Below are 12727 nucleotides of genomic sequence, written 5' to 3' on the forward strand. Positions count from 1 at the left end.
GTGCCTGCAACTTCAGCGGAGGATACCATGCTGCGCCTTGGCGTCAACATCGACCACGTCGCCACCATCCGGAACGCCAGGGGCACGCCCTGGCCCGACCCGCTGCGCGCGGCACGCATCGCCGAAGCCGCCGGCGCCGACGGTATCACCGCCCACCTGCGCGAGGACCGGCGCCACATCAGCGACGCGGACATCGATGCGCTGATGGCAAACTTGACGCTGCCCCTGAACCTGGAAATGGCCGCCACGCCAGAGATGCAGGCCATTGCCCTGCGCCACCGCCCCCACGCCGTCTGCATCGTCCCCGAAAAGCGCGAGGAACGCACGACCGAGGGTGGTCTGGACGTGGCCGGCAACGACAGCATGCTGGCGGACTTCATCGCGCCGCTACGCGACGCCGGCTGCCGCGTGTCGCTCTTCATCGGCCACGAGCCCGAGCAGATCCGCGCCTCGGCCCGCATCGGTGCGGCGGTCGTCGAACTGCACACCGGCGCCTATTGCGACCTGGACACCGAAGGCCGCCATGCGGAACGCGACGCCGAACTGGCCGCGCTGCGCGAGGGTGCTGCGCTGGCCCATGATCTGGGCCTAGAGGTGCACGCCGGCCACGGCCTGACCTTCGACACGGTTGGCCCCGTCGCCGCAATCCCGCAGTTGGCGGAACTGAACATCGGCCACTTCCTGATTGCCGAATCCGTCTTCACCGGGTTGGGCGAGGCGATTGCCCAGATGCGCCGTCGCATGGACGACGCGCGCGCGTGAAGGGTCTGACACAGGACGCGGTGGACGCGGCATGATCCTCGGCATCGGAACCGACCTGGCGAACATCGACCGTATCCAAGGCACGCTGCACCGCTTTGGCGACCGCTTCCGGCACCGGGTCTTCACCGACACGGAACTGGCCAAGGCCGCACGCCGCGCCGACGAGGCCGGGACGCTGGCCAAGCGGTGGGCCGCCAAGGAGGCCTGTTCCAAGGCGCTTGGAACGGGCCTGGCCATGGGGATCAGCTGGCGCGACATGGCGGTCGCGAACCTGGCGTCGGGGCAGCCGGTCATGGCGCTGACGGGCTGGGCGGCCGACCGCTTGGCCGCCATGACGCCGCCGGGTCATCATGCCGTCGTTCACGTCACGTTGACCGACGACCACCCCTGGGCGCAGGCTTTCGTGGTGATCGAGGCGCGTCCGGGCCCGGCTCAACCTTGACTTTGTCCCCTGTCGGGGACCATGAACGCGCGATGCGGCGGGGGCCGCGCCTGACCGAAGGAACAGACGAACCATGGCCGACAGCACGATCCCGAAAAAGGACGGCATCTGGGAGACGATCAAGACGATCTTCTGGGCGCTGCTGATCGCGGGCATCTTCCGCACGCTGTTCTTCCAGCCCTTCTGGATTCCGTCGGGCAGCATGAAGGATACGCTGCTGATCGGCGACTTCCTGTTCGTGAACAAGATGGCCTACGGCTATTCCGCCCATTCCTGCCCGTTCTCGGTCTGCCCGATCTCGGGCCGGATCTTCGGCAGCGAGCCCGAGCGTGGCGACGTGGTGGTGTTCCGCCACCCGACCCGCAACGTCGATTTCATCAAGCGCGTCATCGGACTGCCGGGCGACACGATCCAGATGCGCGGCGGACGCCTGTGGCTGAACGGCGAGGCCGTGCCGATAACGCCGGTCGAGGACTTTGTCGAAACGAAGGAACAGCAGGGTCCGCAGGGCCTGATCCCGCGCTGCGTCAACGACCCGGTCCCCGAGGGCGGCGACTGCATCAAGGAACGCGCGACCGAAACGCTGCCCGGCGGGCGCACCCATGACGTCCTGAACATCGTCGACGGTTGGGTCGCCGACGACACCGCGACCTTCACGGTTCCCGAGGGCCACTACTTCTTCATGGGCGACAACCGCGACAATTCCGAGGATTCGCGCTTCCCGGCGGAAATCGGGGGCCTGGGCTTCGTGCCTGCCGAATACCTGATCGGCCGCGCCGACCGGATCATGTTCTCGTCCGCAGGGCGTTCGCTGCTGTATTTCTGGACCTGGCGTCCGGACCGCTTCTTCAAGGCGGTGGAGTGACGCCGGGCGCCGACATCCGTGCCTTCATGGGCCGTCTCGGGCATGACTTTGCGCGGCCCGAGCTGCTGGTGCGCGCGCTGACCCACGGCTCGATCGCCAGCGCCACGCGGCCCGACAATCAGCGGCTCGAATTCTTGGGCGACCGGGTGCTGGGCCTTGTCATGGCCGAGGCGCTGTTCACCGCCGACACCGCCGCCAGCGAAGGCCAGCTTGCGCCGCGCTACAACGCCCTGGTGCGTGGCGAAACCTGCGCCGCCATCGCCCGCGAACTGGCCCTGGGCGACGTGCTGAAGCTGGGCCGGTCCGAGATGCTGTCCGGCGGTCGCCGGAAAGAGGCGCTGCTGGCCGACGCGATGGAGGCGGTTCTGGCCGCCGTTTACTTGGACTCCGGCTTCGATGCGGCGCGCAAGGTGGTGCTGCGGCACTGGTCCGGCCGGTTGTCGACCGTCGAAAAGGACAGCCGCGACGCGAAGACCGCGTTGCAGGAATGGGCGCAGGCCAATGGCATGCCGCCCCCGCATTACGAACAGACCGACCGCAGCGGCCCCGACCATGCGCCGGTCTTCCTGATCACCGTGCGGCTGGAAGACGGCCACCACGCCCAAGCCCAGGGCAGCGGCACCAAGCGCAGCATCGAACAGGCAGCCGCGCAGGCGATGCTGGACCTGCTGGAGACAGAGACATGACCACTGAACCGCAAGACGACAATCCCACCCGCGCGGGCTTCGTCGCCCTGATCGGCGAACCCAATGCGGGCAAGTCCACGCTGCTGAACCAGATGGTCGGCGCCAAGGTCAGCATCGTGACCCACAAGGTGCAGACGACGCGCGCCCGCATCCGCGGCATCGCCATGCACGGGCCCGCGCAGATCGTCTTCGTCGACACGCCGGGCATCTTTCGCCCGCGCCGCCGGCTGGACCGCAGCATGGTCGCTGCGGCCTGGGGCGGGGCATCGGACGCGGATGTCGTACTGCTGCTGATCGAGGCGCATCGCGGCCTGACCGACGGGACGCAGGCAATCATCGACCAGCTGAAGGAGCTGGGGCAGGGCACTTCCGTCGCGCTGGTCATCAACAAGATCGACCGCGTCAAGGCCGAGGTGCTGCTGGCGCTGACGAAACAGATGAACGACGCCTATCCCTTCACCGAGACCTTCATGATCTCGGCCGAGAAGGGCTATGGCTGCCCGCAGCTGCGCGACTGGCTGGCCCGCGCCGTTCCCGCCGGACCCTGGCTCTATCCCGAGGATCAGATCGCCGACCTGCCCATGCGCATGATCGCCGCCGAGATCACCCGCGAGAAGCTGACCCTGCGCCTGCACGAGGAGATCCCCTACCAGCTGACGGTCGAAACCGAGGCCTGGGAGGAGAAGAAGGACGGCAGCGCCCGCGTGGACCAGGTCGTCTATGTCGCGCGTCCCGGCCACAAGGGCATCGTTCTGGGCAAGGGCGGAGAGACGATCAAGGCCGTCGGCCAGGCGGCGCGGGCGGAACTGGAGGAGTTCATGGGCCGCCGCGTCCACCTGTTCCTGCAGGTCCGCGTCCGCGAGAACTGGCTGAACGAGGCCGAGCGCTATGACGAGATGGGCCTGAACTTCAAGGACGGCGATGGCTGAGGACCACCGGTCTTCGGCGCGCCTGGCGGCGGGCCTCTGGGTCGCGGCCTATCTGGCGCGCCTGGGACAGGCGAACATCCCGGCCTATGTCGTGGTGCGGGGTGACGACACGGCGGGCGCGGTCGCAGTGAAATGCGCGCATCTGGACGGCACGGCGGCGCTGTGGATGCGCGAGTGGGACTTCGACAGCGACACCCGCCCCTGGGTCGCCGTCGAGACCGGTCCGGAACGCGACATCGACGGCGCCGTCGCCCGCCAGCGGTCCCGCGATCCCGACCTCTGGGTGCTGGAGATCGAGAGCCGCGAGGGGGCCACGCTGCTGGACCAGCCGGGACTCATCTGACCTCTGGCGCGATTTCCGGTTGCAGCATATGCACCGGACATGAGCAGCATTCCCCTACCTCAGACCGATTCGCCCCGCGGACTGGCCTATGCCATTGCCGCCTATGTGCTGTGGGGGGGGCTGCCGATCTATTTGAAGGCGCTGTCGCACCTGCCCGCCGCCGAGATCATCGCCCACCGCATCATCTGGTCGCTGCCCGTCGCGGCGGCGGTGCTGATCTGGCAGGGCCGCTCGAGCGACGTTCTGGCCGCGCTGCGCCAGCCGCGCCTGCTGGCGATGGCGACGCTGACCGCGATGCTGATCTCTGCCAACTGGCTGATCTATGTCTGGGCAATCGCCAACGACCACGCGCTGGACGCGGCGCTTGGATATTACATCAACCCGCTCTTCAGCGTGTTCCTGGGCGCGACCCTGCTGGGTGAGCGTCTGACGCGCGGCCAGTTCGCGGCCATCGCGCTGGCGGCGGCGGCGGTGCTCATCCTGACGGTGCAGGCCGGGCGCCTGCCGATGGTGGCGCTGGGGCTGACCCTCAGCTGGGGCTTCTACGCCTATTGCAAGAAGAGCCTGCCGCTTGGCCCGAACCAGGGCTTCACGCTGGAGGTGCTGCTGCTGACCCCCTTCGCCATCGCCCTCCTGATCTGGCAGGCGCTGCAGGGGCAGTCGCATTTCACTTCGGGCGGGTGGGGGCAGACGCTGCTGCTGCTGGGGGCAGGGCCGGTGACGGCGATCCCGCTGCTGTTCTACGCCAACGGCGCCAAGCTGATCCGCCTGTCGACCATCGGCATTCTGCAATACATCGCCCCGACGATGATCTTCCTCTGCGCCGTGCTGCTGTTCGGCGAGCCCTTCGACGGCGCTCGCCTGATCGCCTTCCCGATGATCTGGGCGGCGCTGGTGATCTATTCAGTGACGCTGCTGCGGCAGGCGGGGCAGCGCCGCCGCGACCGGCGGCAGCTGGCAGCGCAGCGGATGCAGTAACCGCCGCTCTGGTTCTTGCGCCTGCGATGACGCAAGCTGGCGCGGAACGGAGGCGGCGATGGAATGGCAGGCAGAAGGCACGGTGATCGGCCGCCGCCCGCATGGCGAGACGGCGGTGATCCTGGACGTGCTGACACGGGAACACGGGCGCCACGCCGGGATCGTGCCGGGGGGCGCGTCGCAGCGGAAGGCCGCAATGCTGCAGCCGGGCGCGCATCTGTCGCTGCGCTGGCGCGCGCGGCAGGCCGACCAGCTTGGCACGCTGGTGGTGGAACCCGTCCGCATGCGGGCGGGGCTGATGGCCGATCCCCTCGCGCTGGCCGGCTTGAACGCGGTCTGCGCGCTGCTGCTGTTCGCGCTGCCCGAGCGGGACCCGCATCCGAACCTGGTCGCCCGGACCGAGGCGCTTCTGGACCTGATCGAGGCCGGCCGCGACTGGCCCCCAGCCTACCTGGCGTGGGAGATGCTGCTTCTGGACGAGATGGGCTTCGGACTGGACCTGTCTGCCTGCGCGGTCACCGGGCTTGGCGAAGGGCTGGCCTATGTCAGTCCGAAATCTGGGCGCGCCGTCAGTCGGGAAGGGGCCGGCGAATGGGCCGACCGACTGCTGCCCCTTCCGGCCCTGATGGGCGGGGCGGGCGACAACCACGGTCGCGATCTGGCGCAGGGGCTGGCGATCACCGGCCACTTCCTGGAACATCGCGTCGCGGCCGAACTTGTCGGCCGCAATCTGCCTGCCGCGCGCGACCGGCTGGTGCGCCGGCTGACCCGCGACACGGGTCAGCCGGGGTGAAAGCTTATTGGTTGCCGCGGGCCTGCGACAGCGCGTCGGTGGCCATGGCCGCGGGACGACCGCTTTCGAAGATCAGCCAGGTCGGGCCCTTGATGCGCAGGACACCGCCGTAATACTCCATCTCGGTCGCCTGCTGCAGGGCGGTGAAATAGCGTTGTTCGACCGCCAGATCCTTGCAGTCGGTGACTCCGGTGGTCTGCAGCGGCTCGAACGCGACGGCGGGCAGGGGAACGGTGTTCTTGGCGGCATAGCCGTTGCAGGGTCCGACGCCCGACACGCCCTCGGGGCGGACGGTGATGGTGATGTTGCGCAGCGGCACGGTGCCGTTGCCGATGCCGACCAGCACATAGTCGTTGGCCGGGATCCCCCCCATCGGATTGCCAGCAGGCTGCGAGTTGCAGGCAGAGAGCGCCAGAACCGCAATGGCGGCAACGGCAAGAACAGGGCGATTCGGCAGCGGCATGGGAGGACTCCTTGGGCGGAATGCGAAACTGCAGTGGAATAACCTTATTTGTCGGCTCGATCCAGTGCGTCGCGTTCTATCCCAGAAGTCGGCGCGCGATGACCTGCGCCTGGATCTCGGCCGCGCCCTCGAAGATGTTCAGGATCCGCGCGTCGCACAGCACCCGGCTGATCCTGTATTCCAGCGCGAAACCGTTGCCGCCGTGGATCTGCAGGGCATTGTCGGCGCTGGACCAGGCCACGCGCGCGCCCAGCAGCTTGGCCATCCCGGCCTCCACGTCGCAGCGGTGACCGTGATCTTTTTCCCACGCACTGTAATAAGTCAGCTGCCGGGCGATCATGATTTCGACAGCCATCATGGCCAGCTTGTCGGCCACGCGGGGGAAGGCGATCAGCGGCTTGCCGAACTGCTTGCGGTCCAAAGCATAGTCCAGCCCCAGTTCCAGCGCGCTTTGCGCGACGCCGATGGCGCGGGCGGCGGTCTGGATGCGGGCCGACTCGAAGGTCTGCATCAGCTGCTTGAAGCCTTGCCCCGTCACCCCACCCAGCAGGTTCGCGCCGTCGACATGGAAGCCGTCGAAGCCGAGTTCATATTCCCTCATGCCGCGATAACCCAGGACCTCGATCTCTCCTCCGGTCATGCCGGGGGTCGGGAAGGGGTCGGCGTCGGTGCCGGGGGTCTTCTCCGCGATGAACATCGACAAGCCGCGATAATCGTCGGTTGCGGGGTCGGTGCGGGCCAGCAGCGTCATGATGTGGGTACGTGCCGCATGGGTGATCCAGGTCTTGTTGCCGGTCACCAGCCAGTCCTTGCCGTCGCGGACGGCGCGCGTGCGCAGGCTGCCAAGGTCGCTGCCGGTGTCGGGTTCGGTGAAGACGGCCGTGGGCAGGATCTCCCCGGACGCCAGCCGGGGCAGCCAGTGCGCCTTCTGCTCGTCCGTGCCGCCGCAGAGGATCAGTTCGGCCGCGATCTCGCTGCGGGTGCCAAGGCTGCCGACGCCGATATATCCCCGCGACAGTTCCTCGGACACGACGACCATCGCGGCCTTCGACATGCCGAGGCCGCCCATCTCCTCGGGGATGGTTAGGCCGAAGACCCCCAGCTCCGCCAGTTCCTCGATGATCTCCATCGGGATCAGCTCGTCCTTCAGATGCCAGTCATGGGCGTGGGGGACGACCTTGTCGTCGGTCCAGCGGCGGAACTGGTCGCGGATCATTTCAAGATCCTCGTCCAGGCCCGATGCGCCGACGGTCGCGGCGCCGCGGCCGTGGGCGATCAGCGCCGCAAGCTCGGCCCGCGCCTCGGCGCTGTTGCCCGCCATCATCGCCCGCGCCTCGTCCGAGGGGTGCCACTCGACCCCCAGGTCCGACAGGCGTGCGAATTCGGTCTGGCTCATCGGGATGCCGCCGGCGATCTGCGTCAGGTATTCGCCAAAGCCGATCTGCGCGATCAGCGCCTCGACCGGGCCGTTGACGCGCAGCGACCAGGCGTGCAGCTGCCGCAGGGCGGTCACATAGGTTGCCAGCCAGGACAGCGCGTGGGCGGCGTGCTGCTGTTCCTCCAGCAGCGCAGGGTCGATGAGGCCGTCGGTGCCGACGCGCCCGCGCAGTTCGGTCGTGGCGCGGGCCAGCAGGTCGTCAAGGTCCGAGAGAACGGCCTGGCTGTGGTGCTGCACGTCTTTCATCTGGTCCTCCTTCTGCGGCGTTGCAGCATGGGTAGCGGCTTCGCAACCGCAGCGCAACAAATTTGCGCGCAGGCTTGTCACATTGATCTAAAGTGTCGCATCCGTCCGGCAGGTTGGCTTGGTCGTCGATGCGGTCTTTTCCTTCCCGCGCGCCGGCGCTAGCGTGCCGCCATGTTCGGACTGGAGCCCTGGCAATTCGCGGCGGCCCTTGCGGTGACCGCCTTCGCGGGCTTCGTGAAGGGCGCGTTGGGCTTTGCCATGCCGATGATCATGATGTCCGCCTTCGGGTCGATCATGCCGGCGACGCTGGCGCTGGCGGCGATGATCCTGCCGACGCTGTTCACCAACGTGCAGCAGGGCTTTCGCGAAGGCACGGGCGCGGCGGCGCAATCCATAATCAAGTTCCGCCTGCATATCGTCATGGTCGCGATCTTCATTTGCGTGTCGGCGGGCTTCGCGCAGAGCATCCCGCAATGGGTGATGTACGCGCTGCTGGGCGTCCCGATCACCGGCTTCGCGATCTGGCAGCTGTCGGGCCGCCCCCTTGCCCTGAACCTGCGGCACCGCCGCCGGGCCGAGGGGATCTCGGGCGTGATCGGCGGGCTCTATGGCGGTATCTCGGGGATCTGGGGGCCGCCGCTGATCGTCTATCTGCTGTCGATCGGTACCGAAAAGCGCGAACAGGTGCGCGTGCAGGGCGTCGTTTTCCTGATCGGCGCGGTGACGCTGACGGTGGCGCACCTGGTATCGGGCCTTCTGAACGCGCAGACGCTGCCCCTGTCGGCGGTGCTGTGCGTTCCGGCATTCGCAGGCATGAAGGTGGGCTTTGCCTTGCAGGACCGGCTGGATGTGGGGCAGTTTCGCCGCTGGACGCTGGTGCTGCTGATCCTGACCGGCCTGAACCTTGTCCGACGTGCCTTGGAACTCTGGAGCCTGTGATGCTGGATGCCGCCGACCTGACCGCCCGCCTGATCCGCTGCCCATCGGTCACGCCCGAGGAAGGCGGTGCCCTGGTCCTGCTGGAGGAGGTGCTGAGCGGCGCCGGCTTCGAATGCCACCGCGTCGACCGGAACGGCACGTCGAATCTGTTCGCGCGCTGGGGCGCCAGAGGGGTGCGGACCTTCGGCTTCAACGGTCACACCGACGTGGTGCCCCCGGGCGATCCGGCGTCCTGGACGCATCCGCCATTCTCGGGGCACCTGGACGAGGACGGCGTGATCTGGGGGCGTGGGGCCACCGACATGAAATCGGGCGTCGCCGCCTTCGTGACCGCCGCGGTCGATTTCGTGCGTCAGACTCCGCCCGACGGAGCAGTCATCCTGACCATCACTGGCGACGAGGAGGGGCCGTCCCGCGACGGGACCATCGCCATCCTGGACTGGATGGCGGCGAACGGCGAACACATGGATGTCTGCGTCGTGGGCGAGCCGTCGAACCCCGAGGTCATGGGCGAGATGATGAAGATCGGCCGCCGCGGTTCGGCCACCTATCGCATCGCGGCCAAGGGGGTGCAGGGGCACGCGGCCTATCCTCATCGGGCGAAGAACCCGCTGCACGCGCTGACCCGCTATCTGGCCGAACTGACGGCCGAGCCGCTGGACCAGGGGACGGGTCACTTTGACCCCTCGGGGCTGCAGATCACCTCGATCGACTGCGGGAATCCCGCCTCGAACGTGATTCCGGAAAGCGCGACGGCCGTGGTGAACATCCGCTTCAACGACCTTCACACGGGCGCGTCGCTGGCCGCGATGCTGTCTGACCGCGCGGCGCGGGTCACGTCCGAAACCGGCGTCACGCTGACCGTCTCGGCCGAGATTTCCGGAGAGGCGTTCCTGACCGAACCCGGCGTCTTCGTCGACATGGTGCGCGGGGTGGTCCAGCAGGAAACCAACCGTCAGCCGGTGCTGTCCACCTCGGGCGGGACGTCGGATGCCCGTTTCGTCAAGAACCACTGCCCGGTGGTGGAATTCGGTCTTGTCGGTGCCCACATGCACCAGGTGAACGAACGCGTGCCGGCCCAGCAGGTCCGCCAGCTGAAGACCATCTATCAGCGCATCCTGGAAAGATTTTTCGAATGAAGATTACCGAGACCAGCGACATTGCCGCCTGCCACGCGCTGCGCCGCACCGTCTTCATCAAGGAACAGAACGTCCCCGAGGCCGAGGAAATGGACGACCTGGACGGGCAGGCGATCCACCTGCTGGCCTGCGACGGCGACCGGCCGGTGGGCACGGCGCGCGTCCTGATCCGTGACCGGATCGGCAAGATCGGCCGCGTCTGCGTGCTGCCCGACCAGCGCGGCACGGGCCTGGGCGCAGCGCTGATCCGCGCCGCGCTGGAGGTTCTGGGCAAGCATGGCGTGGCGCAGGCGCGGCTGGGGTCGCAGACCCATGCCATCGGTTTTTACGAGAAACTGGGCTTCGTCGCAGAGGGGCCGGTCTATGACGACGCGGGCATCCCGCATCGCGACATGGCCCTAAACCTGAAGTGACCCCATGACGCAGATCCCCAGCAAGGCCCAGATCCTCGAATGGGTGGCCGACAATCCTGACGCCAATTCCAAGCGCGACATCGCGAAGGCCTTCGGAATCAAGGGCGCCGCCCGGATCGAGCTGAAGCGCCTGCTGAAGGAACTTGAGGCCGAAGGCCAGCTGGAGCGCCGCCGCCGCCATTACCTCGACGCCGAAAAGCTGCCGCCGGTGACCGTGCTGGAGTTGCTGGCGCCTGACGGGTCTGGCGATCTCTTTGCGCGGCCGCTGGAATGGTCGGGGCAGGGACCGGTGCCGCGTATCCTCTATGCGCCGCGCCAGACCGACCCGGCGCTTGGCCGCGGCGACCGGTTCCTGGGCCGCCTGATCGAGGTGCTGGGCGAAGATCACCAGTACCAGGCCCGGCTGATCCGCCGCATCACGGCCAGCCCGAACCGCATCACCGGCGTTTTCCGCAAGGACAGCGAAGGCGGTCGCATCCTGCCCATCGACAAGGGCCAGGACAAGGAGTGGCGCATCCGCGCCGACGCCACGCTGGATGCCGAGAATGGGGAACTGGTGCAGGCCGAACAGATCGGCCCCAAGAGCCGCATGGGCCTGCCCTATGCCCGCATCATCGAACGGTTGGGCGACCCGTCCGCCCCCCGTGCCGTCAGCCTGATCGCGATCCACCAGCACGGCATCCCTGACGAGTTCCCGCAGAAGGCGCTGGACGAGGCGGAGGCCGCCAAGCCCGCCACCATGAAGAACCGCGACGACCTGCGTACGCTGCCTCTGGTCACGATCGACCCCTCGGACGCGCGCGACCACGACGACGCCGTGGCGGCCATTGCGGAAGATGACGGCGGCGCGACCATCTGGGTCGCCATCGCCGACGTCGCCTTTTATGTCCGCCCCGGCAGCGCACTGGACCGCGAGGCGTGGAACCGCGGCAACTCGACCTATTTCCCCGACCGCGTGGTGCCTATGCTGCCCGAGGCGCTGTCGGCCGATCTCTGTTCGCTGCACGAGGGCGTGGACCGTTCCGTGATTGCGGTCGAGATGCGGCTGGACGCGCAGGGCAACAAGACCCGGCACCGCTTCCATCGCGGGATGATGAACAGCCGCGCGTCCCTGTCCTATCAGCAGGCACAGGCGGCGGCGGATGGCCAGCCGGACGACCAGACGGCGCCGCTGATGGACGATGTCATCACGCCGCTGTGGCACGCCTATGTCCTTCTGAAGGGCTCGCGGGAACGCCGCCAGCCGCTGGACCTGGACCTGCCGGAACGCCGGATCGAGCTGACGCCGGAGGGCCGCGTCAAGTCGGTCGCCTTCCGCGACCGCCTGGACGCCCACCGCCTGATCGAGGAGTTCATGATTTTGGCCAACGTGGCCGCGGCCGAGGAACTGAGCCGCCGCCAGCGCCCGCTGCTGTTCCGCGTCCACGAGGAACCCAGCCTGGACAAGATGGACGCGCTGCGCGAGGTGGCGCAGGCGTCCGGCTTCACGCTCGCCAAGGGGCAGGTGCTGCATACCAGCCACCTGAACCGGCTTCTGGCGCAGGCCGAAGGGACCGACTTCGACGAGCTGATCAACATCTCGACCCTGCGGTCGATGACGCAGGCTTACTACCACCCCGAAAATTTCGGCCACTTCGGACTGTCGCTGAAAAGCTATGCGCATTTCACCTCGCCCATCCGACGCTATGCCGACCTGATCGTGCACCGGGCGCTGATCAGCGGACATGGCTGGGGCAAGGACGGCCTGGACGACGTGCAGATCGAGCGTCTGGATGAAACGGCCAAGCATATCAGCGAAACCGAACGCCGCAGCATGGCGGCCGAACGCGACACGACCGACCGCTATCTGGCCGCCTTTTTGGCCGAGCGCGTGGGAACCGAGATGACCGGCCGCATCAGCGGCATCCAGAAATTCGGCGCCTTCGTGAAGCTGGATGAAACCGGCGCAGACGGCCTTTTGCCGATCCGCGCCATCGGGCAGGAGTATTTCCACTTCGATCCCGATGCGCAGATGCTGATCGGCAGCGATACGGGACTGGAAATCGGCATCGGTCAACGCGTCACTGTTCGCCTGGCCGAGGCGCTGCCCCTGACGGGCGGTCTGACGCTGGACCTGCTGGAGCTGGAAGGAAAGGCGCTGCCGCGCGGCCCGGCAAAGGGCAAGCGCGGCCGCAGCCCCCGCCAGATGGCCGTGAAGTCGCGGCTGGCCGAGATCAAGCGCGCCAGCAAGCGCCGCCGCAAGCGCTGACGCCGCGGGCGTGGTAGGTCCGGGGGCAGGGCGCCCCCGGACC

General features: G+C 67.8%; 14 protein-coding genes. 12 read left to right on the forward strand and 2 right to left on the reverse strand.

Annotated features, from left to right (window positions below; genetic code table 11):
* Positions 1 to 27: 27 nt before the first annotated feature.
* The 8 genes from OC159_RS05625 to recO all read left to right on the forward strand — a co-directional run bounded on the left by OC159_RS05625 (position 28) and on the right by recO (position 5798).
* Complete coding sequence (locus OC159_RS05625) at positions 28 to 762, forward strand: pyridoxine 5'-phosphate synthase (protein WP_265500170.1); 735 nt, start codon at positions 28 to 30, stop codon at positions 760 to 762.
* A 31-nt stretch (positions 763 to 793) separates the two neighbouring features.
* A complete protein-coding gene (gene acpS, locus OC159_RS05630) occupies positions 794 to 1204 on the forward strand; it encodes a holo-ACP synthase (RefSeq protein ID WP_265500171.1) in 411 nt (136 codons plus the stop codon).
* A 73-nt stretch (positions 1205 to 1277) separates the two neighbouring features.
* Positions 1278 to 2069 (forward strand): signal peptidase I, encoded by a 792-nt coding sequence (gene lepB, locus OC159_RS05635; RefSeq protein WP_265500172.1) that lies wholly within the window; start codon positions 1278 to 1280, stop codon positions 2067 to 2069.
* A gap of 26 nt (positions 2070 to 2095) precedes the next feature.
* Positions 2096 to 2755 carry a ribonuclease III gene (rnc, locus tag OC159_RS05640; protein WP_407674057.1) on the forward strand — a complete coding sequence of 220 codons (660 nt, stop codon included), beginning with the start codon at positions 2096 to 2098 and terminating at the stop codon, positions 2753 to 2755.
* A complete protein-coding gene (gene era / locus OC159_RS05645; RefSeq protein ID WP_265500174.1) occupies positions 2752 to 3684 on the forward strand; it encodes a GTPase Era in 933 nt (310 codons plus the stop codon). Before rnc ends, era begins: the two co-directional genes overlap by 4 nt.
* Positions 3677 to 4027 (forward strand): DUF1491 family protein, encoded by a 351-nt coding sequence (locus OC159_RS05650; RefSeq protein ID WP_265500175.1) that lies wholly within the window; start codon positions 3677 to 3679, stop codon positions 4025 to 4027. The genes era and OC159_RS05650 overlap by 8 nt, the downstream gene beginning before the upstream one ends.
* Before the next feature lie 39 nt (positions 4028 to 4066).
* Positions 4067 to 5005: an EamA family transporter RarD gene (gene rarD / locus OC159_RS05655; protein WP_265500176.1), complete on the forward strand. Its 939-nt coding sequence runs from the start codon at positions 4067 to 4069 to the stop codon at positions 5003 to 5005.
* Between the two features lie 58 nt (positions 5006 to 5063).
* Positions 5064 to 5798, forward strand: a complete 735-nt coding sequence (recO, locus tag OC159_RS05660) for a DNA repair protein RecO (RefSeq protein ID WP_265500177.1) — start codon at positions 5064 to 5066, stop codon at positions 5796 to 5798.
* A gap of 4 nt (positions 5799 to 5802) precedes the next feature.
* Here the strand turns inward: recO and OC159_RS05665 are convergent, their stop codons facing one another.
* The gene (locus tag OC159_RS05665; RefSeq protein ID WP_265500178.1) at positions 5803 to 6261 is read right to left on the reverse strand and encodes an META domain-containing protein; all 459 of its coding nucleotides are present in this window, start codon (positions 6259 to 6261) and stop codon (positions 5803 to 5805) included.
* Between the two features lie 76 nt (positions 6262 to 6337).
* Entirely contained in the window at positions 6338 to 7945 is a 1608-nt protein-coding gene (locus tag OC159_RS05670; RefSeq protein ID WP_265500179.1) for an acyl-CoA dehydrogenase family protein, read from the reverse strand.
* 171 nt (positions 7946 to 8116) lie between these two features.
* Between OC159_RS05670 and OC159_RS05675 the strand changes: the two genes are divergently transcribed.
* Genes OC159_RS05675 through rnr form a run of 4 tightly spaced genes read left to right on the forward strand, consistent with a single transcriptional unit; the run spans position 8117 to position 12684 of the window.
* Complete coding sequence (locus tag OC159_RS05675) at positions 8117 to 8884, forward strand: sulfite exporter TauE/SafE family protein (RefSeq protein WP_265500180.1); 768 nt, start codon at positions 8117 to 8119, stop codon at positions 8882 to 8884.
* Positions 8881 to 10023 carry a succinyl-diaminopimelate desuccinylase gene (gene dapE, locus OC159_RS05680; RefSeq protein WP_407674056.1) on the forward strand — a complete coding sequence of 381 codons (1143 nt, stop codon included), beginning with the start codon at positions 8881 to 8883 and terminating at the stop codon, positions 10021 to 10023. The genes OC159_RS05675 and dapE overlap by 4 nt, the downstream gene beginning before the upstream one ends.
* Positions 10020 to 10436 carry a GNAT family N-acetyltransferase gene (locus tag OC159_RS05685; protein WP_265500182.1) on the forward strand — a complete coding sequence of 139 codons (417 nt, stop codon included), beginning with the start codon at positions 10020 to 10022 and terminating at the stop codon, positions 10434 to 10436. The genes dapE and OC159_RS05685 overlap by 4 nt, the downstream gene beginning before the upstream one ends.
* A gap of 4 nt (positions 10437 to 10440) precedes the next feature.
* Positions 10441 to 12684, forward strand: a complete 2244-nt coding sequence (gene rnr / locus OC159_RS05690) for a ribonuclease R (protein WP_265500183.1) — start codon at positions 10441 to 10443, stop codon at positions 12682 to 12684.
* The last annotated feature ends 43 nt before the right edge of the window (positions 12685 to 12727 follow it).

Origin of the sequence: Paracoccus beibuensis, from assembly GCF_026162625.1 — a bacterium.
Taxonomy (GTDB): domain Bacteria; phylum Pseudomonadota; class Alphaproteobacteria; order Rhodobacterales; family Rhodobacteraceae; genus Paracoccus; species Paracoccus beibuensis.